At 54.4% G+C, this 21,215-nt stretch carries 17 protein-coding genes; 6 read left to right on the top strand and 11 right to left on the bottom strand.

Translation table 11 applies throughout. The features are described 5' to 3' along the window. Positions 1 to 51 precede the first annotated feature (51 nt). From asnB to nagB, 5 genes are all read right to left on the bottom strand, one after another. Positions 52 to 1,716 (bottom strand): asparagine synthase B, encoded by a 1,665-nt coding sequence (gene asnB / locus BMW97_RS07920; RefSeq protein WP_090392631.1) that lies wholly within the window; start codon positions 1,714 to 1,716, stop codon positions 52 to 54. Positions 1,717 to 1,965: 249 nt separating this feature from the next. Continuing rightward, positions 1,966 to 2,718, bottom strand: a complete 753-nt coding sequence (gene nagD, locus BMW97_RS07915) for a ribonucleotide monophosphatase NagD (RefSeq protein ID WP_025756350.1) — start codon at positions 2,716 to 2,718, stop codon at positions 1,966 to 1,968. A 46-nt stretch (positions 2,719 to 2,764) separates the two neighbouring features. Further along, positions 2,765 to 3,985 carry a DNA-binding transcriptional regulator NagC gene (locus BMW97_RS07910; RefSeq protein WP_021242995.1) on the bottom strand — a complete coding sequence of 407 codons (1,221 nt, stop codon included), beginning with the start codon at positions 3,983 to 3,985 and terminating at the stop codon, positions 2,765 to 2,767. A gap of 8 nt (positions 3,986 to 3,993) precedes the next feature. Then, on the bottom strand, positions 3,994 to 5,142 hold the full coding sequence (gene nagA, locus BMW97_RS07905; protein WP_023343588.1) for an N-acetylglucosamine-6-phosphate deacetylase: 1,149 nt from the start codon (positions 5,140 to 5,142) through the stop codon (positions 3,994 to 3,996). A gap of 55 nt (positions 5,143 to 5,197) precedes the next feature. Then, positions 5,198 to 5,998: a glucosamine-6-phosphate deaminase gene (nagB, locus tag BMW97_RS07900; RefSeq protein WP_008501061.1), complete on the bottom strand. Its 801-nt coding sequence runs from the start codon at positions 5,996 to 5,998 to the stop codon at positions 5,198 to 5,200. A gap of 327 nt (positions 5,999 to 6,325) precedes the next feature. On the opposite strand from nagB, the gene nagE reads away from it, so the two are divergent. The 4 genes from nagE to chiQ all read left to right on the top strand — a co-directional run bounded on the left by nagE (position 6,326) and on the right by chiQ (position 12,335). Next, positions 6,326 to 8,278 carry a PTS N-acetyl glucosamine transporter subunit IIABC gene (gene nagE, locus BMW97_RS07895; RefSeq protein WP_045909582.1) on the top strand — a complete coding sequence of 651 codons (1,953 nt, stop codon included), beginning with the start codon at positions 6,326 to 6,328 and terminating at the stop codon, positions 8,276 to 8,278. A 169-nt stretch (positions 8,279 to 8,447) separates the two neighbouring features. Continuing rightward, positions 8,448 to 10,115: a glutamine--tRNA ligase gene (gene glnS, locus BMW97_RS07890; RefSeq protein ID WP_045909581.1), complete on the top strand. Its 1,668-nt coding sequence runs from the start codon at positions 8,448 to 8,450 to the stop codon at positions 10,113 to 10,115. A gap of 447 nt (positions 10,116 to 10,562) precedes the next feature. After that, positions 10,563 to 11,960, top strand: a complete 1,398-nt coding sequence (chiP, locus tag BMW97_RS07885) for a chitoporin ChiP (RefSeq protein WP_023293022.1) — start codon at positions 10,563 to 10,565, stop codon at positions 11,958 to 11,960. Between the two features lie 48 nt (positions 11,961 to 12,008). After that, positions 12,009 to 12,335, top strand: coding sequence for a ChiQ/YbfN family lipoprotein (gene chiQ, locus BMW97_RS07880; RefSeq protein ID WP_045909866.1), 327 nt, complete (start codon positions 12,009 to 12,011; stop codon positions 12,333 to 12,335). Between the two features lie 91 nt (positions 12,336 to 12,426). Here the strand turns inward: chiQ and fur are convergent, their stop codons facing one another. From fur to ybfF, 4 genes are all read right to left on the bottom strand, one after another. Next, positions 12,427 to 12,873: a ferric iron uptake transcriptional regulator gene (gene fur, locus BMW97_RS07875; RefSeq protein WP_014169146.1), complete on the bottom strand. Its 447-nt coding sequence runs from the start codon at positions 12,871 to 12,873 to the stop codon at positions 12,427 to 12,429. A 290-nt stretch (positions 12,874 to 13,163) separates the two neighbouring features. Further along, on the bottom strand, positions 13,164 to 13,694 hold the full coding sequence (fldA, locus tag BMW97_RS07870) for a flavodoxin FldA (protein ID WP_008501067.1): 531 nt from the start codon (positions 13,692 to 13,694) through the stop codon (positions 13,164 to 13,166). A 155-nt stretch (positions 13,695 to 13,849) separates the two neighbouring features. Beyond that, the gene (gene ybfE, locus BMW97_RS07865) at positions 13,850 to 14,137 is read right to left on the bottom strand and encodes a LexA regulated protein (RefSeq protein ID WP_023310772.1); all 288 of its coding nucleotides are present in this window, start codon (positions 14,135 to 14,137) and stop codon (positions 13,850 to 13,852) included. Positions 14,138 to 14,265: 128 nt separating this feature from the next. Then, positions 14,266 to 15,039 carry an esterase gene (gene ybfF / locus BMW97_RS07860; RefSeq protein ID WP_045909580.1) on the bottom strand — a complete coding sequence of 258 codons (774 nt, stop codon included), beginning with the start codon at positions 15,037 to 15,039 and terminating at the stop codon, positions 14,266 to 14,268. Between the two features lie 183 nt (positions 15,040 to 15,222). On the opposite strand from ybfF, the gene seqA reads away from it, so the two are divergent. Beyond that, entirely contained in the window at positions 15,223 to 15,771 is a 549-nt protein-coding gene (gene seqA / locus BMW97_RS07855) for a replication initiation negative regulator SeqA (protein WP_008501070.1), read from the top strand. A gap of 24 nt (positions 15,772 to 15,795) precedes the next feature. Then, on the top strand, positions 15,796 to 17,436 hold the full coding sequence (pgm, locus tag BMW97_RS07850) for a phosphoglucomutase (alpha-D-glucose-1,6-bisphosphate-dependent) (RefSeq protein ID WP_048026964.1): 1,641 nt from the start codon (positions 15,796 to 15,798) through the stop codon (positions 17,434 to 17,436). Between the two features lie 104 nt (positions 17,437 to 17,540). On the opposite strand, the gene potE is transcribed toward pgm, so the two are convergent. Together potE and speF are read right to left on the bottom strand one after the other, a co-directional pair. After that, entirely contained in the window at positions 17,541 to 18,854 is a 1,314-nt protein-coding gene (gene potE / locus BMW97_RS07845) for a putrescine-ornithine antiporter (RefSeq protein WP_008501072.1), read from the bottom strand. Continuing rightward, positions 18,851 to 21,049, bottom strand: coding sequence for an ornithine decarboxylase SpeF (gene speF / locus BMW97_RS07840; protein WP_045909578.1), 2,199 nt, complete (start codon positions 21,047 to 21,049; stop codon positions 18,851 to 18,853). The genes potE and speF overlap by 4 nt, the downstream gene beginning before the upstream one ends. Between the last annotated feature and the right edge of the window lie 166 nt (positions 21,050 to 21,215).

The following is a 21,215-nucleotide window of genomic DNA, read 5'->3' as shown; positions in this document are numbered from 1 at the left end:
AAGCGGGGCAAAAAAATCAGGCCCCGCAGGGCCTGATGATGAAATGCACGATTATTTGTAGGCTGACTGGTGAACGCCTACCGCACGTCCTGACGGATCGTTCATGGATTTGAACGATTCATCCCATTCAATCGCTTTGGCAGACGAGCAGGCGACGGACGGGCCACCCGGCACACACTCCGCAGCGCTCGGTACCGGGAACAATTCTTCAAAGATTTCACGGTAGAGGTACGCTTCTTTCGATCCCGGCGTGTTGTACGGGAAGCGGAAGCTTGCGGTTTCCAGCTGTTGGTCAGAAACCTGTTTCGCCGCCACCTCTTTCAGGGTGTCGATCCAGCTGTAGCCTACGCCATCGGAGAACTGCTCTTTCTGACGCCATGCCACGCTCGTTGGCAGGTAGGATTCAAAACATTCACGCAGGATATGTTTTTCCATTTTTCCGTTGCCGCACATCTTGTCCTGCGGGTTGATGCGCATCGCCACGTCGAGGAATTTCTTATCCAGGAACGGCACGCGCGCTTCGACACCCCATGCCGACATCGCTTTGTTGGCACGCGCACAGTCAAACATATGCAGCGCCTGGAGTTTACGCACGGTCTCTTCGTGCAGCTCTTTGGCGTTTGGCGCTTTATGGAAGTACAGGTAGCCGCCAAACACTTCGTCAGAACCTTCACCGGAGAGCACCATTTTGATGCCCATCGCCTTGATCTTACGCGACATCAGGTACATCGGCGTTGAAGCGCGGATGGTTGTTACGTCATAGGTTTCGATGTGATAGATCACATCGCGGATCGCATCCAGGCCTTCCTGCACGGTGAAGTGAATTTCATGGTGCACGGTGCCGAGGTGGTTTGCGACTTCCTGCGCGGCTTTCAGATCCGGCGCGCCTTCCAGGCCCACGGCAAAGGAGTGCAGCTGTGGCCACCAGGCTTCTGAGCGCTCCTGATCTTCCACGCGACGAGCCGCAAATTTCTTGGTGATTGCGGAGATCACGGAGGAGTCCAGACCGCCAGAGAGCAGCACGCCGTAAGGTACGTCTGACATCAGGTGGCTTTTCACGGAATCTTCCAACGCCTGACGCAGCTCGGCTTTGTCCGTGACGTTGTCTTTTACCGCGTCGTAATCGAACCAGTCACGCTGGTAGTATGGACGGATCTCGCCGTCTTTACTCCACAGGTAGCTACCCGCAGGGAACTCTTTGATGGTGCGGCAGACCGGCACCAGGGCTTTCATTTCAGAGGCAACGTAGAAGTTGCCGTGTTCATCGTGGCCCATGTACAGCGGGATAATACCGATGTGGTCACGGCCAATCAGGTAAGCGTCTTTTTCGCTGTCGTACAGGGCAAAGGCAAACATACCCTGCAGGTCGTCCAGGAACTCAGGACCTTTCTCCTGATACAGCGCCAGGATCACTTCACAGTCGGACCCGGTCTGGAACGCGTAGCGGTCGCCGTACTCGGCGCGCAGCGCCTGATGGTTGTAGATCTCACCGTTGACAGCCAGCGCGTGCGTTTTTTTCTCGTTATACAGCGGCTGTGCACCGGCGTTGACGTCAACAATAGACAGACGTTCGTGAGCCAGAATCGCTTTGTCACTGGCGTAAACGCCTGACCAGTCCGGTCCGCGATGGCGCATCAGGCGGGACAGTTCGAGTGCCTTTTTACGCAGTTCGCCTGCGTCAGTTTTAATATCCAGTACGCCAAAAATTGAACACATAACCTTCTCCGTTAACCCTGTTGCTTTGTAATGTTGCTTGCTTATGAAAATGCCGCAAAGGGGCAGGGCGCGCAAGCGTTTTACGGGTGAAAACGGAAATAGTGCAATGGTGGTTGCGGATCGGTGAAAAATGCGTATCTCATGAGCGCTTTTATTGATGATTATGCAATGAAAACGCTTTTTCTTTAGATGTGACCATGTTTTGCAGGCGAGAAAATAAAAAACCACGCCCTGAGGCGTGGTTCGGTATCAGATGATGTCGATTTCGTCGACGGAGGGGTAAATCCAGCTTGGGCGGAACGGCATTGAGTCAATGTCATCAAGCTGAGAGACGCCTGACAGGACCAGAATCGTCTCCAGACCTGCCTGGAAACCGGCAAGAATATCGGTGCGCAGGTTGTCGCCGACAATCACGGTCTCTTCTGAGTGGGCCTGCATCTTGTTGAGTGCGGCACGGATGATCCACGGGCTGGGCTTGCCGACGTAGAACGGCTTGCGCCCGGAGATCTTCTCGATACCGGCACACAGCGCACCGCAGGCCGGATAAAAACCACGACCGTGGGTATCCGGGTTGGTCGCAATAAAGCGCGCGCCGTTAGCCACAAAGAAGGATGCCTTATGCATCATCTCCCAGTTGTAGGAGCGCGTTTCACCCACAATCACAAAGTCCGGGTTGACGTCGGTGATGGTAAAGCCCGCTTTATACAGCTCATGGATCAGCGCGCCTTCACCGACCACATAGGCTTTTTTCCCTTCCTGACGTTTCAGAAAATCCGCCGTGGCCATCGCCGAGGTATAAAACACGCTGTCCGGGACGTTGACCCCTGCCGTGGCAAAGCGGTTTGCCAGATCCTGACCGGTCTGAGAAGGGTAGTTCGTGAGAAGAACCAGAGGCATTCCTTTGTCGATGATGCGGTGAAGAAACTCCGCAGCACCCGGCACTGCAACGTTGTCGTGCATCAGCACGCCGTCGATATCACAAATTACATTCTTAATGGTCATGGACAGTCCGACATTAAAAAAAAGAAGGCGTTACTATAAGGTCCGATCAACTTTCCAGCAAATGCTGGAGCAGAATTCCGTTGAGCATGGCGCGTTTGACCAGCGCGAACGCGCCAATCGCCGAACGATGGTCAAGCTTTGAACGAACCACCGGAAGATTCTGGCGGAATGCTTTCAGCGCCTGGGTGTTAATACAGCCTTCAATCGCGGGGAGCAGCACCTTTTCCGCTTCCACAATTTCACCGGCGATTACCACTTTTTGTGGGTTAAACAGGTTAATGGCGATGGCAATGGTTTTTCCCAGATGGCGCCCCACCTGCTCGATCACTTCACAGGCCAGCGCGTCGCCTTTATTAGCGGCTTTGCAGATGGTGCCTATCTTGCAGTCGTCCAGCGTGACGCGGCTTTGATAACCCTGTTCAAGCAGATGGCGAACGCGCTGCTCGATGGCCGTGTTGGCGGCGATGGTTTCAAGGCAGCCAAAGTTGCCGCAGTGGCAGCGCTCCCCAAGGGGCTCAACCTGAATGTGGCCGATCTCACCGACGTTACCGTTGCGGCCAATAAAGATTCGGCCGTTAGAGATAATGCCTGCGCCCGTTCCGCGGTGGACGCGCACCAGAATAGAGTCTTCGCAGTCCTGGCTCGCACCAAAGTAGTGCTCTGCCAGCGCCAGAGAGCGGATGTCATGGCCCACAAAGCAGGTCACTTTGAAGCGCTTTTCCAGCGCGTCGACCAGCCCCCAGTTTTCAACCTGAATGTGCGGCATATAGCGGATCACGCCGCTTTCCGGGTCGACCAGACCGGGCAGTATCACCGAGATGGCGATGAGTTCGCGGATCTTGCGCTGACAGCTTTCAATAAACTGCGCGATAGTATTCAGCAGCGCATGCTCCAGCGTCTCCTGGGTGCGTTCCGGAAGGGGATAATGCTCTTCCGCAATGGCTTTGCTGCTCAGATCGTACAGCGTGAGCGTGGTGTCATGACGGCCGAGCCGGACGCCAATCGCCTGGAAATTGCGGGTTTCGGTAATAATAGAGATGGCGCGGCGGCCCCCGGTAGAGGCCTGCTGATCGACTTCTTTGATCAGACCGCGCTCAATAAGCTGGCGGGTAATTTTTGTCACGCTGGCGGGAGCAAGCTGGCTTTGTTCGGCTATCTGAATCCGCGAGATGGGTCCGTGTTGGTCAATCAGGCGATATACCGCCGCACTGTTAAGTTGTTTAACGAGATCGACATTACCGATTTGAGCTTGTCCGCCAGGTGTCATACTTTTACTTACTCAGTGACGACCTCGTTACCATTAACGATGGTCTTAATAATTTTATAATCGTGTGTGAATGCCGTCAGGTTTGCAACCATACCTGGTGCAATTCCGCCGAGCTGTTTATCCACGCCGATTGCGCGGGCCGGATAAAGGGTTGCCATGCGCAGGACTTCCTCAAGCGCAATCCCGCAGTGCTCAACCAGGTTACGTACCCCTTCAATCATGGTCAAAGAGGAACCGCTCAGCGTACCGTTTTCATCCACACACAGTCCATTGCGGTAGTATATTGTTTTACCGGCAAAAATGAACTGCTCAATATTTGCACCTGCCGGCGCGGTAGCGTCCGTCACCAGGCAAAGCTTGTCACCTTTCAGCCGCTTGGCATTGCGAATGTTGGTGTAATCGACGTGTAAGCCGTCCGCGATAATGCCGCAGTAGACGTCTGGCTCATCCAGAATCGCCCCGACCAGACCCGGTTCACGCCCCGTGATATACGGCATGGCGTTATACAGGTGCGTCGCGAAGGTAATGCCCGCGCGGAAACCGGCTTTCGCTTCTTTCAGCGTGGCGTTTGAGTGGCCTGCTGAAACCACAATTCCGGCGGCGGCCAGCTTGCTGATGACGTCCGTGCCGGTCATTTCCGGTGCCAGCGTCACTTTGGTGATCACATCGGCGTTGGCACACATGTAGTCAACCAGCTCCGCATCGGGCTTACGCACGTAATCCGGGTTATGCGTTCCTTTCTTGACCATGTTCAGCCATGGCCCTTCAAGGTGCAGACCGAGCGCCTGATTTGGGTGTTTGGCCAGATATTCGCGCATCACGCGGATGCCCTGCTTCATCAGGTCATCACTGCTGGTGATGAGCGTCGGCAGATAGCTGGTGCAGCCCGATTTCTCGTTGGCTTTCTGCATGATCTCCAGCGTTTCTACCGTTACCGCATCGGCGGTATCATTGAATTGCACACCGCCGCAGCCGTTGAGCTGTACGTCGATGAAACCGGGGGAGATTACTGCTCCATTGAGTGAGCGCTGTTCAATCTCCGGCGGCAGTTCTGCCAGCGGGCAAACACGTTCAATCAGGCCATTCGCGATAACAATCGCGTGGTCATCCAGAATTTCATGGCCGGTATAAATCCGACCGTGGGTTAAAGCGTACATAACGACCCCCGGTTAAAAAAAGCGGCCGCCTCTTGAAAAAGAGGCGGTTATTCAATTACAGACCTTTGATGTTCTCGGCTTCTAACTCGTTGAAGTATTTCAGCGTCTTAACCTTCAGCTCCATCGTCGACGGCTCGTCGCAGACGATGACTGATTTAGGATGCAGCTGCAGACAGCTGATGGTCCACATATGGTTAACGTTGCCTTCAACAGCAGCCTGGAGCGCCTGCGCTTTCACGCCGCCCAGCACCAGAATCATCACTTCTTCGGCATCCAGCAGGGTGCCTACGCCTACGGTCAGGGCGTATTTTGGAACCTGGTTAACGTCACCGTCAAAGAAGCGGGAGTTTGCCACGCGCGTGTCATGGGTCAGCGTTTTAATACGGGTACGAGAAGCCAGAGAGGACGCCGGTTCGTTAAACGCGATATGACCATCATTACCTACGCCACCCATGAACAGGTGGATTTTACCGTAGGAACGGATTTTTTCTTCATACTGACGGCATTCTGCGTCAATATCCGGCGCGTTTCCATTCAGCAGGTTAATATTTTCAGCAGGGATATCAACGTGATCAAAGAAATTGCGGTGCATAAAGCTATGGTAGCTTTCCGGGTGGTCTTTCGGTAAGCCAACGTATTCATCCATATTGAAGGTCACAACATGTTTGAAGCTAACCTGGCCTGCTTTATGCATCTCAACCAGCGCCTTGTAAGCGGTCAGCGGCGTGCCGCCGGTCGGAAGGCCAAGAACGAAAGGACGATCGGCGGTCGGCTTGAACGCGTTAATGCGGTTTACGATATGGCGAGCGGCCCATTTACCGACTTGTTCAGCAGTTGCCAGGGGAATCAGTCTCATTGTTCACCTCAAAGTTTAAGTAGAAGAGTGGGCGGATGGCTTCGGAACCTGATACTAAAGCGTAACCTGGAAACTTTCAGGCCGGATCAATCCGTCTTGATTTTTTGAATGATAAAATAAGTTTTCGCTGTTAGCCAGTGTAAGGGAGGGCTGAATACGATATTTGGTGACAAAAATCACAAAAAATAGGTGTTTAATTTGCGATACGAATTAATTTTTCACACACTCAGACTGCCAGTGAATTATCAACGGTATCTATCGTTCGTGACACAATAAAAACATAGTTTATGCGCGAGCCTGAAAAACGGGTCTCGTAGGGGGAATAGGATGAATATTTTAGGTTTTTTCCAGCGCCTCGGTAGGGCTTTGCAGCTCCCTATCGCCGTGCTACCGGTTGCAGCATTGCTGCTGCGATTCGGGCAACCCGATCTTCTTAACGTACCGTTTATTGCTCAGGCTGGCGGTGCTATTTTTGACAACCTGGCGCTGATTTTCGCCATCGGTGTTGCCTCAAGCTGGTCAAAAGACAGCGCGGGTGCTGCAGCGCTGGCAGGGGCAGTCGGTTATTTCATCCTGACGAAAGCGATGGTAACGATTAACCCGGAAATCAACATGGGCGTGCTGGCAGGTATCATTACCGGTCTGGTCGGTGGTGCTGTGTACAACCGCTGGGCAAACATTAAGCTGCCAGACTTCCTGAGTTTCTTTGGCGGCAAACGTTTCGTGCCGATCGCGACGGGCTTCTTCTGTCTGGTTCTGGCCGCTATCTTTGGCTACGTCTGGCCACCGGTACAGCATGCGATCCATGCGGGCGGTGAGTGGATTGTTTCAGCGGGTGCAGTGGGCTCAGGTATCTTTGGTTTTATCAACCGTCTGCTGATCCCAACCGGTCTGCATCAGGTGCTGAACACTATCGCATGGTTCCAGATTGGTGAGTTCACCAATGCTGCGGGCACCGTATTCCACGGCGACATCAACCGCTTCTACGCGGGTGACGGCACCGCAGGCATGTTCATGTCTGGCTTCTTCCCAATCATGATGTTTGGTCTGCCGGGCGCTGCGCTGGCAATGTACCTGGCTGCGCCAAAAGCGCGTCGCCCAATGGTTGGCGGCATGCTGCTGTCCGTTGCGATTACCGCGTTCCTGACCGGCGTAACCGAGCCGCTGGAATTCCTGTTCATGTTCCTGGCGCCGGTGCTGTACCTCATGCATGCGGTGCTTACCGGTATCAGCCTGTTTGTGGCGACCCTGCTGGGTATCCATGCTGGCTTCTCCTTCTCTGCAGGCGCGATCGACTACGTGTTGATGTACAACCTGCCGGCGGCAAGCAAGAACGTCTGGATGCTGGTGGTAATGGGTCTGGTCTTCTTCGTCATCTACTTCGTGCTGTTCACTGCGGTTATTCGTATGTTTAACCTCAAAACGCCGGGCCGCGAAGACACCAAAGACGAAGTGGTCACCAACGAAGCCAACAGCAATACCGAAGAGGGTCTGACTCAGCTGGCGACCAGCTATATCGCTGCTGTCGGGGGGACTGACAACCTGAAAGCCATTGACGCCTGCATCACCCGTCTGCGTCTGACGGTGGGTGACTCTGCGCGCGTCAGCGACGCAATGTGTAAACGCCTTGGTGCATCGGGCGTGGTTAAACTGAACAAACAAACTATCCAGGTTATCGTGGGCGCCAAAGCGGAATCCATCGGTGACGAAATGAAGAAAGTGGTTGCCCGTGGACCGGTCGCGGCGGCGTCAACCGACAGCGCACCTGCGTCGACGGCTGCCCCGGTAGCGAAGCCGCAGGCCGTGCCTAACGTCGTGACGGTGGCCGCGCTGGTCTCTCCGGTAACGGGTGACGTGGTTGACCTTGAGCAGGTACCTGATGAAGCGTTCGCCAGCAAAGCGGTCGGTGACGGTGTGGCGGTGAAACCAACGGATAAAACCGTGGTGTCTCCTGCTGCCGGTACCATCGTGAAAATCTTCAACACCAACCACGCGTTCTGCCTCGAAACCGAAAAGGGCGCGGAGATCGTTGTCCACATGGGTATCGATACCGTTGCGCTGAATGGTCAGGGCTTTACTCGCCTGGTGGAAGAGGGCGCTGAAGTGGTGGCCGGACAGCCGATTCTGGAAATGGATCTGGACTTCCTGAATGCCAACGCGCGTTCCATGATTAGCCCGGTGGTTTGCAGCAACATCGACGACTTCAGCGGTCTGGTCATTCAGGCGAAAGGTCAGGTTGTTGCGGGTCAAACCCTGCTGTACGAGATTAAAGGCAAGTAATCGCTCCTGAGTAGAGTCATGCCTTAAGCGGCGGGGGATATCCTCCGCCGCTTTTTTTTGCAGCAAATGCCCCCATTATTTTCTTCAGCGACGTTTTAAGGGTTGTCACTACGTCCGGCTTATAAGATCATATGCCGTTATACGTTGTTTACGCTTTGAGGAATCCACGATGAGTGAGGCTGAAGCCCGCCCGAGTAACTTTATTCGTCAGATCATCGATGAAGATCTGGCCAGTGGTAAGCACACCACAATTCATACCCGTTTTCCGCCGGAGCCGAACGGCTACCTGCATATCGGGCATGCGAAATCCATCTGCCTGAACTTTGGCATTGCGCAAGACTACCAGGGACAGTGCAACCTGCGTTTCGATGACACCAACCCAGTAAAAGAAGACATCGAATACGTTGAGTCCATCAAGAATGACGTGCAATGGCTGGGCTTCAACTGGTCTGGCGATATCTGCTACTCCTCTGACTACTTTGATCAGCTGTATGCCTACGCGGTAGAGCTTATCAACAAAGGTCTGGCGTATGTTGACGAACTGTCTGCAGATGAGATCCGTGAGTACCGCGGTACGCTGACCGCGCCGGGCAAAAACAGCCCGTTCCGCGATCGCAGCGTGGAAGAGAACCTGGCGCTGTTTGAAAAAATGCGTGCCGGTGGTTTCGAAGAAGGCAAAGCCTGCCTGCGTGCCAAAATTGACATGGCATCTCCTTTCATCGTGATGCGCGATCCGGTGCTGTATCGTATTAAGTTCGCTGAACACCACCAGACTGGCAACAAGTGGTGCATCTACCCGATGTACGACTTCACCCACTGCATCAGCGATGCGCTGGAAGGCATCACCCACTCGCTGTGTACGCTGGAGTTCCAGGACAACCGTCGTCTGTACGACTGGGTGCTGGATAACATCACCATTCCGGTGCATCCGCGCCAGTACGAGTTCTCTCGTCTGAATCTGGAATACACCGTGATGTCCAAGCGTAAGCTGAACCTGCTGGTGACCGACAAGCACGTTGAAGGCTGGGATGACCCGCGTATGCCGACCATCTCCGGTCTTCGCCGTCGTGGCTACACCGCGGCGTCAATCCGTGAATTCTGCAAGCGTATCGGCGTGACCAAGCAGGACAACACCATTGAGATGGCCTCTCTGGAATCCTGCATTCGCGAAGATCTCAACGAAAACGCCCCGCGCGCGATGGCCGTTATCGATCCGGTGAAACTGGTCATCGAGAACTATCCGCAGGGCGAGAGCGAGCTGGTCTCCATGCCTAACCATCCGAACAAACCGGAAATGGGAAGCCGTGACGTGCCGTTCAGCGGCGAGATCTGGATTGACCGCGCTGACTTCCGTGAAGAAGCCAACAAGCAGTACAAGCGTCTGGTGCTGGGTAAAGAAGTGCGTCTGCGTAATGCTTACGTCATCAAAGCCGAGCGCGTTGAAAAAGATGCGGAAGGGAATATCACCACCATCTTCTGTTCTTATGACGCTGAAACGCTGAGTAAAGATCCGGCGGATGGCCGCAAGGTGAAAGGCGTTATCCACTGGGTGAGCGCAACCCACGCGCTGCCGGTCGAGATCCGTCTTTACGATCGTCTGTTCAGCGTGCCTAACCCAGGTGCGGCGGAAGACTTCCTGGCGACCATCAACCCGGAATCGCTGGTGATTAAGCAGGGTTATGCGGAGCCATCCCTGAAAGCGGCTGAAGCGGGCAAAGCGTTCCAGTTCGAACGTGAAGGTTACTTCTGCCTGGACAGCCGTTACAGCACGGCGGAAAAACCGGTATTTAACCGTACCGTAGGCCTGCGTGATACCTGGACGAAGATCGGCGAATAATATTCCTGTTCTGGTCAATGAGAGACAAACGCCGCATTATGCGGCGTTTTTTTTATTTAACGATCAGAGTATTAAGCCAGGGACTAAAGAGGCGTTCTGAAAATAACAGGTCAATGAGGTGCTACTTATTTTTTAAAAAAAAGTTTGTATCATTGCCAAAATTAAAAAGATGATAAAAAAGGAAAGCGATCCCGCGCCTTGCCACTGAAAAACCTGAGAATTGCCCGTCATTCCTCGCCTTCCTGTAAATGTTACAAAGCACTACCAATTATGTGCACTTCGTCATAATCCTGACTTTTGCCCGCTGAAAAGCATTGATAATTCGCGTCGCGAAAAATAACCTAAAGACGGTAGTTAATTCGAGGGTATTTAAAACTACCCCTGACCATTTGGTCTTTTTTATTTACGCCGTTTCAGGCGTTTTAATTCGTCAAAGAGGAATAATCTATGCGTACGTTCAGTGGCAAACGTAGTGCGCTGGCGCTGGCTATTGCCGGTGTGACAGCAATGTCGGGCTTGGTGATTGCGCCAGAGGCAAAAGCAGCGGGTTTCATCGAAGATTCTACCCTCACGGGCGGTATTTATTACTGGCAGCGTGAGCGTGACCGTAAAGACGTCACTGAAGATAAATACAAAACCAACCTCTCGCACTCCACCTGGAACGCCAACCTAGACTTCCAGTCAGGCTACGCCGCGGATATGTTCGGTCTGGATATTGCAGCGTTCACCGCGATCGAAATGGCGGAAAACGGCGACAGCGGCCACCCGAACGAAATCGCCTTCTCCTCCAGCAACAAAGCCTATGATGAAGACTGGTCCGGGGATAAGAGCGGAATCAGCCTTTACAAAGCCGCAGCGAAATTCAAATACGGCCCGGTCTGGGCGCGTGGGGGGTATATTCAGCCAACTGGCCAGACGCTGTTAGCCCCACACTGGAGCTTTATGCCGGGTACCTATCAGGGTGCGGAAGCAGGGGCTAACTTTGACTACGGCGATGCGGGTGCGCTGAGCTTCTCCTATATGTGGACCAACGAGTACAAAGCACCGTGGCACATTGAGATGGACAAGTTCTACCAGAACGATAAGAAAACCAAGGTCGATTATCTCCACTCGCTGGGTGCGAAATACGACTTCAAAAACGATCTGGTTCTCGAAGCGGCATTTGGCCAGGCGCAAGGGTATATCGATCAATACTTTGCCAAGGCCAGCTATAAGTTCGATATCGCGGGTAGCCCGTTGAGTACCAGCTACCAGTTCTACGGTACGCGCGACAAAGTCAGTAACGGTGGTGTCAACGACATCTACGACGGCACCGCGTGGCTGCAGGCGCTCACCTTTGGCTACAAGGTCGGTCAGGTTGATTTGCGTCTTGAAGGCACATGGGTGAAAGCGGAAGGGCAGCAGGGCTACTTCCTGCAGCGTATGACCCCGACCTACGCCTCCTCCAACGGTCGTCTTGATATCTGGTGGGATAACCGCTCCGACTTCAACGCCGACGGTGAGAAAGCGGTCTTCTTCGGCGCAATGTACGATCTGAAAAACTGGAACCTGCCTGGCTGGGCGGTGGGCGCGTCTTACGCTTACGCCTGGGATGCAAAACCTGCCGACATGGCAACACCGGATGCTTACTACGATCCAAACTATCGCCTGAAAGAGTCTTCCTACAGCCTGGATGCAATCTATACCCTGCAGGATGGCCGCGCGAAAGGCACGATGTTCAAACTGCACTTCACCCAGTACGACAACCACTCCGATATCCCGAGCTACGCGGGCGGTTACGGCAACATCTTCCAGGATGAACGTGACGTGAAATTCATGGTTATCGCACCGTTCACCATCTTCTGATGAATCGTCCGGCGGGGTCAGCTCCTGCCGGACCGGAGACTGCATATGATGAAAAAAATCGTAATCGTCGCGCTGTTGGCATCGGGGCTGGTGGCGTGTGCCCAGACTCAGGCACCGAAAGAGGACTCCCGTCTCAGGGAGGCCTACAGCGCCTGTATTAATACTGCGGAAGGCTCGCCGGAGAAAATTGAAGCCTGCCAGAGCGTGCTGAATGTGCTGAAAAAAGAGAAAGCGCATGAACAGTTCGCGACGCAGGAAAATGTTCGCGTGATGGATTACCAGGCCTGTATCCAGGCGCGTAAAACCGGTAACGATCAGGAAGTGGCGAAGCGTTGCGACAAGATCTGGAACGAGATACGCAATAACAATAAATAAGTTGCTTTACGCCCGGTGGCGCTGCGCCACCGGGCTTTTTTCTGGCAAAAAAAAGCCAACCTTGCGGCTGGCTCAGAGTATGAATACTCGCTTATTTTGCGTCGTGCGCGTGGTCATCTTCACGGCAGTCGCCTTCAGCGCAGTGACCGTAAAGGTACAGGCTGTGGTTGGTGAGGCGGATACCGTGACGCGCGGCGATTTCACGCTGGCGCGCTTCGATGGAATCATCGCTAAATTCAATGACCTTGCCACAGTCGAGGCAGATCAGGTGATCGTGGTGCTGCTGCTGGGTCAGTTCGAATACAGATTTACCGCCTTCGAAATTATGACGGGTGACAATGCCCGCGTCATCAAACTGGTTCAGCACGCGATAGACGGTAGCCAGCCCAATCTCTTCACCCATGTCGATAAGACGTTTATAAAGGTCTTCCGCACTGACATGGTGATTGTCTGGACCCTGAAGCACTTCGAGGATTTTTAACCGAGGAAGCGTAACTTTCAGGCCAGCCTTCTTTAATGCGGTATTGTTGTCAGTCATGCGGAATCTGTCCTGTTGCTAAACGATTCACTTCTGTAGGAAGTGACAGAAAATGCACCTGGGATAATGCGTCTCATTATAGAACTGCCATGGCTAAATGAAAACTGCAAGTCTCAGGCAAAATATGCTTATAAAAATGGGGTATCACCAACAAACTTGCTCGATGGAAAACCACATTTATCAGGGAGACATTGTACAGGTCTGGGCGAAAAAGTTAAAAGATTGTAGCAATTAATTTAATCGGTTTGACCTGGTGCACGGGCGCAACCGCCGTTGCGCCGCGAGAAAAATCAGGCGTTAAGAATATCGTCCAGGTGCAGTTCTTCACGAATCTGCTTAACCCATTTCTCAACGCGCTCTGCGGTCAGTTCTGGCTGACGGTCTTCGTCGATGGCCAGGCCCACGAAGTGATCGTCATCGGCCAGGCCTTTAGACGCTTCGAAGTGGTAACCGGCGGTCGGCCAGTGGCCGACGATCACTGCGCCATTCGGCTCAATGATGTCGCGGATGGTACCCAGCGCGTCACAGAAGTATTCGGCGTAGTCTTCCTGATCGCCGCAGCCAAACAGGGCGACCAGCTTACCGTTGAAGTCCACTTCTTCCAGCGTCGGGAAGAAATCATCCCAGTCACACTGGGCTTCACCGTAGTACCAGGTCGGAATACCCAGCAGCAGAATGTCATAGCCTTCGAGATCTTCTTTGCTGCTCTTGGCGATGTCATGCACATCAGCAACGTCTTTACCGAGCTGTTTTTGAATGTTTTTCGCGATATTTTCGGTATTGCCGGTATCACTGCCAAAGAAAATGCCGATGATTGCCATGAGTAAAATAACCTCTTGAAACTTAATAGTATGGTGGCGCAATTCGGCCACGGATAAGGGCAATAATAGCAGAACTGGCAACCCTGCGGAAACAGCTATCGCGCAGGACTGCACTCTGTGCTACATGAAAAGGGTAATTAAGGGAATTTTCAGACTTATGCCTGGCCGCGCAATGTCTCAAGCTGGGCGATCAGCATCTCTTCAATGAGCTCGCTGCGGCTGATATTTCGCGCCTCGGCCAGCTCGTTAAGTGCATCGACCGCGTCAGCGTTGAGCTTCAGTTCGACACGCTTAAGCCCACGATTTTTATCGCGTTTAAGCTGATTGCGTTTATTGATACGCAGCTGTTCATCGCGCGAAAGCGGATTCGTCTTCGGTCGTCCCGGGCGACGCTCATTCGCGAACAGATCTAGTGTCGTACGGTCCGTTTGTTCTTTGGCCATGATTCTGAGACTTCGGGGGAAACACGCCGCCCTGCTAATGCCCGGGCGATAAGCGCGCCATCATACATCACCAAAAACGGCGCGCCAACGACTGGAAGCCCGCAGCCTTCCAGTCGCTCTCTTTTTAATCAATTTGCAGTATCAGAAAGATAGCGGCGAATGGCGCGCAGTACGGCGTCAGGTTTTTCCGCATGCACCCAGTGCCCGGCTCCGGCAATGACGTGGGCGCGAGCCTGCGGGAATTGCGCCAGTATGGCGTCGCGGTACGCGTCGGTAACGTAAGGGGAGTTACCGCCGCGAATAAAGAGGGTAGGGTGCGGCCAGGCGGGCACGGTTTGCCAGCCCACAATATTGTTGTACTGGTTCCAGAGCACCGGCACGTTAAAACGCCACTGGCCGTCAACAAACGACTTCAGCAGGAACTGCACGACACCTTCTTCATCAAGATGCTCACGCATGACGGTAGCGGCCTGCTGGCGGGTCGCGACACCCGCTTCGGTGACCGCATTGATGGCGGCAAAAATCTCGTCGTGACGGCGCACGTCGTAATCCACGGGCGCAACATCAATCACCACCAGGCCGTTAATACGCTCCGGGGCCAGCGCCGTCAGGGCCATCACCGCTTTGCCGCCCATTGAATGCCCGATGAGGGTGACCTTTTGCAGATCGTTGGCATCCAGCGTATCCAGCAGATCCTGCGCCATCGCAGCGTAGGTCATCTCGTCGGAACGGCCGGAAAGACCGTGATTGCGCATATCAACCTGTAAGATATCGTGATCGGTAACCAGATCGCGCGCCAGCACGCCCAGGTTATCCAGGCTGCCAAAAAGCCCGTGAACCAGTACGATGGGAGAATTATTGTTCGGCGATTGTGCAGTTTGCGCTCGGGTATTCAATTTCATGGCAAAGTTCTTTTTTTACGTATGTCAGGTTAGGGTATCATGTTGACCATTCTGCCGCCCGGCTGCAAGGTTCCAGTTTAATCTGACTTTTGCCGCCAACCTGGTTTGACGCTATCCGCTGTTGGGATTTGACCTTATAATCCCAATGACTTGTATTCAGATAAGATATCGCACTGGATTAAGATGAAAACAATCGAAGTTGATGACGAACTCTATCAGTATATTGCCAGCCAGACGCGGCATATCGGGGAGAGCGCGTCCGACATTTTACGGCGCATGCTTAAAATTTCCGCCGCTTCACAGCCTGCTACCCCAGTCACCAAAGATGTCGTGTCTCAGCCAAGCGTTGTTGCACAAGCAAAACCTGCCGTGACGCCGGCAAAAGATAAAGTGCGCGCGATGCGCGAGCTGCTGCTCTCCGATGAATACGCGGAGCAGAAAAAGGCGGTCAACCGCTTTATGCTGGTGCTGTCTACACTTTATTCACTGGATAACAAAGCGTTTGCTGAAGCGACCGAGTCGCTGCACGGTCGTACTCGCGTCTACTTCGCGGGCGACGAGCAGACGCTGCTGCAAAATGGCAATCAAACCAAACCCAAACATGTTCCTGGCACCCCGTACTGGGTGATCACCAATACCAATACGGGCCGCAAGTGCAGCATGATTGAACACATCATGCAGTCCATGCAGTTCCCGGCGGAATTGATTGAAAAGGTTTGCGGTACAATTTAACCCTTGCATCAGAAGGACCCGGTAATGGCAAATCACAGCCGTGCAGGCCAACCTGCACAACAAAGCGATTTGATTAACGTCGCTCAGCTGACCGCGCAGTATTACGTGCTGAAGCCGGTCGTGGGCAACGCAGAACACGCAGTGAAGTTTGGTACATCTGGTCACCGCGGCAGCGCGGCGCGCCACAGCTTTAACGAACCGCACATTCTGGCCATTGCTCAGGCCATTGCGGAAGAGCGCGCTAAAAACGGCGTTACCGGTCCGTGCTACGTGGGGAAAGATACCCATGCCCTGTCTGAACCGGCCTTTATCTCCGTGCTGGAAGTTCTGACTGCGAACGGCGTCGATGTGATTGTTCAGGAGAACAACGGCTTCACCCCAACGCCTGCGGTGTCTAACGCCATCCTGGTGCACAACAAAAAAGGTGGCGCACTGGCAGACGGTATCGTGATCACGCCATCCCACAACCCGCCGGAAGACGGCGGCATCAAATACAACCCGCCTAACGGTGGCCCGGCAGACACCAACGTCACCAAAGTGGTTGAAGATCGTGCGAACGCCTTGCTGGCCGACGGTCTGAAAGGCGTGAAGCGCATCTCTCTGGATGCGGCCATGGCGTCCGGCCACGTAAAAGAGCAGGATCTGGTTCAGCCGTTCGTGGAAGGTCTGGCGGATATCGTCGATATGGCGGCCATCCAGAAAGCCGGCCTGAAGCTGGGGGTGGATCCGCTGGGCGGCTCCGGTATTGAATACTGGAAACGTATTGCCGAGCACTACAAGCTGGATCTGACCATCGTGAACGATCACGTCGATCAGACCTTCCGTTTTATGCACCTGGACAAAGACGGCGCGATCCGCATGGACTGCTCCTCCGAGTGCGCAATGGCGGGCCTGCTGGCGCTGCGTGATAAATTCGATCTGGCGTTTGCTAACGACCCGGATTACGACCGCCACGGTATCGTCACCCCTGCCGGGCTGATGAACCCGAACCACTATCTGGCTGTGGCGATTAACTACCTGTTCCAGCACCGTCCGCAGTGGGGCAAAGAGGTGGCCGTCGGTAAAACGCTGGTTTCCTCCGCGATGATCGACCGCGTGGTGGACGCGCTGGGCCGCAAGCTGGTGGAAGTGCCGGTGGGCTTCAAATGGTTTGTTGACGGTCTGCACGACGGCAGCTTTGGCTTCGGTGGTGAAGAGAGCGCGGGAGCCTCTTTCCTGCGCTTCGACGGCACGCCGTGGTCAACCGATAAAGACGGCATCATCATGTGCCTGCTGGCGGCGGAAATCACTGCGGTCACCGGTAAAAACCCGCAGGAACATTACAACGACCTGGCGGCACGCTTTGGTGCGCCAAGCTATAACCGTATTCAGGCCAGCGCAACGTCAGCCCAGAAAGCAGCCCTGTCCAAACTCTCTCCTGAGATGGTCAGCGCAAGCACCCTGGCCGGCGACCCGATTACTGCGCGTCTGACGGCGGCACCGGGTAACGGCGCCTCCATTGGTGGGCTGAAAGTAATGACCGAAAACGGCTGGTTCGCTGCGCGTCCATCCGGCACGGAAGATGCGTATAAAATCTATTGCGAAAGCTTCCTCGGCGCTGAGCATCGTCAGCAGATTGAGAAAGAAGCGGTAGAGATTGTCAGCGAAGTGCTGAAAAACGCGTAAGTGGTGTTCGGGTGCGGGCTGATGCCCTCACCCCGGCCCTCTCCCACGGGGAGAGGGAGAAAACATTAAAAACGGCAACCCCTGGGTTGCCGTTTTGCTTTTACCTAACTGTGCTTATTCTTCAATTCAAACCGCGGTGACACCAGACCGTACAGCGTCCAGCCCATAAAGGTCACCATCGCGCCATACAGCATCGCTTCCTGGCCGGAGGAATAGAGCGCGTAGAAGCTGTAGATTGCCCCAATCAGCGCCACGATATTGGCCGCTCGCGCTTTGCGTGGATCCACCTTCGCGACTTTCTGAATAATCACCAGCGCCGCCATCGACAGGATATACGGAATGATATTCGTCACGACCGCCAGGTTGACCAGCACGTTGAACTGGCTGTTCAGCGACGGGCTAATGGTCATCAGCGACAATCCGCTCTGGAAGATGACAATCGCCAGCATGCCCTGCACCGGCGCATCGGCTTTGGTCACACGGGAGAAGATTTTTGGGAAATAACCTTCATCAGCCGAGGATTTAAACACCTGCGCGATGGTGAACTGCCAGCCAAGGAGTGAACCGCAGCACGACATGACCATCAGACCCATAATCACTTTCCCGACTTCCGGCGTGAACATCTGCGCGAAGGCCAGCCCGAACGGCGCCGTGGAATTGGCCAGATCCATGTTCGGAACGATGCCCGCAATGACGTTCGTCGAGACGATATAGATCACCGCCGCGCCCAGCGTACCGCCGAGGACCGCAATCGGGACGTTCTTTTCCGGATTATCAACGACTTCTGCGTTCGCGCAGGCGGATTCCAGACCGAGGAAGGCCCAGAGCGTCATGGCGATAGAAGAGCCGACTGCGCTGAAGAACGGCACATGGTGCGGGTTCCAGGAGTTGGCGTACAGGGTCGGGCTGAACCAGAACCAGCCGATGATGCACAGGCCGACAACCGGAATAATCACGCCCCAGACGGTGATGCTGCTGAGCTGTCCGGTGATACGCGCGCCGCCAAAGTTAGCCACGGTGCAGATCCACAGCACGCCGATGGTGGCTAAACCAATCTGTACCGGGCTGAGCGTCGCGCCAAACAGCTCCGTACCGTAGCCCACGGCGGAGATGGCAATCGCCACGTTGGCGATCAGCAGTGATACTCCATAGGTATAGTTGGCCATAAAGTTGCCCGACTTGCCAAAGGCATACTCGGCGTAGCCTCCCATGCCGCCTGACTTGCGGCTGAACATCCCGCACTTGGCAAATGCCCACGCCAGCGCCATCGAGCCGACGGCGGTCACCAGCCAGGAGATGATTGAAATAGTTCCTACTTCGGCGAGCTTGGTGGGCAGCATGATGATGCCGGAGCCCATCATGTTCACCATGGTGAGGATGGTCAGCTGCACCACGCCCATCTTATTGGACTTACTCATAATTTCTCTCCTTTCAGCAGCGCGGGCTGAGCGGCGGGTTGTTTGATGACGTTACAGCGAACCTGTTTACGGCCCTCACACTCCTCGACGTACACACCCTGCAGCTCCGGTGCAAAGCCCGGCAGCAGGTTGATGCCTTCTTCCAGCGCGATGAAGTATCGCAGCACGGAGCCGCCCCAGACCTCCCCAGGGACAACGCACAGCACCCCCGGCGGATAAGGCAGGGCGCCTTCCGCGGCGATTCGGCCTTCCGCGTCGCGAAGGGAGACCAGTTCAACCTCACCGCGCAGATAGGCGTAGTTCGCGTCCTGCGGGTTCATCATCACGCGTGGGAAATGGGACTTGCGGAACATCTCTTTCTGCAGCTGTTTCACGTTGTGACGGGCGTACAGGTCATGCATCTCCTGGCAGATCTGGCGCAGGGTGTAATCCGCGTAACGTTCCGGATGTTGTTTGTAGAGAGAAGGCAGGACGTCTTTCAGCGGAGCATCGCTCTCGAGCAGTTTTTCGAAGCGCACCAGCTGCGCCACCAGTTGCTGCAGTTTGCCCATATCTTCCGCAGGCGTGAGCAGGAACAGGATCGAGTTGAGATCGCATTTCTCCGGCACGATGCCATTTTCACGCAGGAAGTTGGCGAGGATGGTGGCGGGCACGCCGAAATCGTCATACTCGCCGGTGCGGGCATTAATGCCCGGCGTGGTTAGCAGCAGCTTGCACGGGTCGATAAAATACTGATGCTCAGCGTAACCTTCAAAAGCGTGCCAGTTTTCACCCGGCACGAAGTGGAAGAAGCGCAGATTGGTCGCAATCTCCGCCGTGTCCCAGCTTTCCCACGGACGGCCCTCCACCGTCTCCGGCACGAAGGGGCGCAGATACCGGCAGTTCTCCAGGATTAGCTTACGCGCTTCAATACCGTTCACCACGCAGTCCATCCACATGTTGCGGCCGCTCTGGCCTTCATGCATACGGGCGTTGATGTCCAGCGCGGCAAACAGCGGATAGAACGGGCTGGTGGAGGCGTGCATCATAAAGGCATTATTCAGCCGCTTATGCGGGACATAGCGCTGCTGGCCTTTGATGTGGCTGTCTTTCTTATGGATTTGCGAGGTCTGGGAGAAGCCTGCCTGCTGTTTATGCACGGACTGGGTAACCAAAATCCCCGGGTCGTTTTCGTTCAGCTCCAGCAGCAGCGGAGAGCAGTCGGCCATCATCGGAATAAACTGCTCGTAACCCACCCAGGCGGAGTCAAACAGGATGTAATCACACAGATGCCCAATCTTATCCACCACCTGACGGGCGTTGTAGATGGTGCCATCGTAGGTACCCAGCTGGATCACCGCCAGACGGAACGGACGCGCATCGCGCGCACGGCCCGGTGCCACTTCGGCTACCAGCTCGCGTAGATAGTTTTCTTCAAAACAGTGGGCGTCAATGCCGCCGATAAAGCCGTACGGGTTGCGCGCCGTTTCCAGATAGACCGGCGTTGCGCCTGCCTGGAGGAGGGCACCGTGATGGTTGGATTTGTGGTTATTACGGTCGAACAGTACCAGGTCGCCGGGGGTGAGCAGGGCGTTAAGCACCACTTTGTTAGATGACGAGGTGCCGTTCAGCACGAAATAGGTCTTATCGGCATTAAAGACCTTCGCCGCATGTTGCTGCGCAATGCACGGCGCGCCCTCGTGAATCAGCAGATCGCCCATTGCGACGTCGGCGTTACACAGATCGGCGCGGAAAAGCGTCTCGCCAAAGAAATCAACGAACTGATTACCGGCAGGATGGCGGCGGAAGAACTGGCCGCCCTGATGACCCGGGCAGTCAAACGCGCTGTTGCCCTGCTTCACATAGTCGACCAGGGCGCGGAAAAACGGCGGGCGCAGCTGGGTTTCATACCGCAGGGCAGCCGCTTCCAGCTGGCGTCCATAAAAGTCGTTGCTGGTGTCTGAATACTCAAATACGCCATGAATGCGCGATAAATAGTCTGCCGGAATGATCTCTTCTTTATGCGTCGCAACAAAAACAGGAATGCCAAATCCGGTGGCTTCTATTTCCTCCAGTATCCCGTCGGTAATATCACTGACCGCCAGCACAATAGCGGCAACGTCGATATAATCAGAGGTTCTTACATCCACCAGTTCACGCTGGGTGGTAAAGCAATCCGGGCATGCACGGCTGGCTGCGATTTTTAAACTTTTCATCTTTCTCTCTTTATTTTAGGTAATATGCGTCCCTCGATTTCTTGCAAGAAAGAAATCGATAATTTTCCGGAAAAAAAGCAAAGGGTGGCCGCTGATTAAAATCAGTACATTGCTTTTTTGATGATTGAAATTCAGTCCGCCCGGTGCGGATGAGTCTGAATCAAAA

The organism is Enterobacter sp. NFIX58, assembly GCF_900110475.1.
Classification (GTDB): domain Bacteria; phylum Pseudomonadota; class Gammaproteobacteria; order Enterobacterales; family Enterobacteriaceae; genus Enterobacter; species Enterobacter quasiroggenkampii.
This window is presented reverse-complemented; position numbering and strand designations above follow the sequence as displayed.

Excerpts from the sequence above, each read along its gene's own strand:
- asnB (WP_090392631.1), bottom strand. The coding sequence starts at position 1,716 with ATGTGTTCAATTTTTGGCGTACTGGATATTAAAACTGACGCAGGCGAA.
- nagD (WP_025756350.1), bottom strand. The coding sequence starts at position 2,718 with ATGACCATTAAGAATGTAATTTGTGATATCGACGGCGTGCTGATGCAC.
- BMW97_RS07910 (WP_021242995.1), bottom strand. The coding sequence starts at position 3,985 with ATGACACCTGGCGGACAAGCTCAAATCGGTAATGTCGATCTCGTTAAA.
- nagA (WP_023343588.1), bottom strand. The coding sequence starts at position 5,142 with ATGTACGCTTTAACCCACGGTCGGATTTATACCGGCCATGAAATTCTG.
- nagB (WP_008501061.1), bottom strand. The coding sequence starts at position 5,998 with ATGAGACTGATTCCCCTGGCAACTGCTGAACAAGTCGGTAAATGGGCC.
- nagE (WP_045909582.1), top strand. The coding sequence starts at position 6,326 with ATGAATATTTTAGGTTTTTTCCAGCGCCTCGGTAGGGCTTTGCAGCTC.
- glnS (WP_045909581.1), top strand. The coding sequence starts at position 8,448 with ATGAGTGAGGCTGAAGCCCGCCCGAGTAACTTTATTCGTCAGATCATC.
- chiP (WP_023293022.1), top strand. The coding sequence starts at position 10,563 with ATGCGTACGTTCAGTGGCAAACGTAGTGCGCTGGCGCTGGCTATTGCC.
- chiQ (WP_045909866.1), top strand. The coding sequence starts at position 12,009 with ATGAAAAAAATCGTAATCGTCGCGCTGTTGGCATCGGGGCTGGTGGCG.
- fur (WP_014169146.1), bottom strand. The coding sequence starts at position 12,873 with ATGACTGACAACAATACCGCATTAAAGAAGGCTGGCCTGAAAGTTACG.
- fldA (WP_008501067.1), bottom strand. The coding sequence starts at position 13,694 with ATGGCAATCATCGGCATTTTCTTTGGCAGTGATACCGGCAATACCGAA.
- ybfE (WP_023310772.1), bottom strand. The coding sequence starts at position 14,137 with ATGGCCAAAGAACAAACGGACCGTACGACACTAGATCTGTTCGCGAAT.
- ybfF (WP_045909580.1), bottom strand. The coding sequence starts at position 15,039 with ATGAAATTGAATACCCGAGCGCAAACTGCACAATCGCCGAACAATAAT.
- seqA (WP_008501070.1), top strand. The coding sequence starts at position 15,223 with ATGAAAACAATCGAAGTTGATGACGAACTCTATCAGTATATTGCCAGC.
- pgm (WP_048026964.1), top strand. The coding sequence starts at position 15,796 with ATGGCAAATCACAGCCGTGCAGGCCAACCTGCACAACAAAGCGATTTG.
- potE (WP_008501072.1), bottom strand. The coding sequence starts at position 18,854 with ATGAGTAAGTCCAATAAGATGGGCGTGGTGCAGCTGACCATCCTCACC.
- speF (WP_045909578.1), bottom strand. The coding sequence starts at position 21,049 with ATGAAAAGTTTAAAAATCGCAGCCAGCCGTGCATGCCCGGATTGCTTT.